Source organism: Acinetobacter sp. Swhac1 (assembly GCF_013390985.1).
Classification (GTDB): domain Bacteria; phylum Pseudomonadota; class Gammaproteobacteria; order Pseudomonadales; family Moraxellaceae; genus Acinetobacter; species Acinetobacter towneri.
In genome coordinates, this window is record NZ_JACASN010000110.1 from 1 (window position 1) to 908 (window position 908).

The window sequence follows — 908 nt, forward strand, 5'->3', positions numbered from 1 at the left end:
ACCATAACACCAGTTGGATAACCCTGACGAGCCATTGCATAGTTAAACGTATCACACACCAACTGGCGGTCTATTCGATGGCTGGTTTGCCACCCCACGATACGACGGCTAAATAAATCTAGCATCACACATAAATACAACCAACCTTCTTTAGTGCGGATATAGGTAATGTCTGTTGTCCAGACTTTATTAGGCTGAGTAACTGTAAATTGGCGATCCAACAAGTTGGGTGCTGTAGGCAAACGATGGGTTGAATCAGTCGTATGCTTGTATTTACGTGCAATCCTGCTACGTAAACCAAGCTTTTTTAGCATCCTTCCAATAGTACGTTCGCTCATGTTGTAACCTAAATCATGCATGTCATGTACTAATGAAGGTGCACCCAATCGTGCATGATGCTGCCAATATACGGCTTTTAAGTCATTATATTTCTGTGCCGTATTGGCTTGACGTTTTCGCCAGGCATAATAGCCTGAAGTGCTGACACCTAGGTATTTACAGGCAGAAGATACGGTGACTTCATTCATATCTAGATCTTGAATTACCGTGTACTTTTCTTGGCATGATCTGTTAGAAAGTACACATGCGCTTTTTTTAAGATGTCATTGGCTTCCTTGAGCTGTTTGACTTCTTTCTCTAATTCCACGATCCGCTGTTGTTCTGGTGAAAGTTGACGTTTGCTTGAACCTGCCGGATTGGTTTCACGAATCCATTTATCTAATGTTGAATAACCCACACCTAATTTCTGGGCGATTGCAGCTACAGACTCGTGTGAGTTTGAAAGTGCATAATCAATCGCTTGCTGTTTAAATTCGGGACTAAAACGTTTAGCCATTTCTTGAATCTCCAAAGATTAAAGTTACGTTATCTTTAGAGGGACGTGCTGTCCATTATTTTGTCTAGGATCA

The 908-nt window shown here is 41.5% G+C and carries 1 pseudogene; it reads right to left on the bottom strand.

The features are described 5' to 3' along the window. Positions 1 to 835 (bottom strand): annotated as a pseudogene (locus HX743_RS16180) (IS3 family transposase); the annotation flags it as partial. Between the last annotated feature and the right edge of the window lie 73 nt (positions 836 to 908).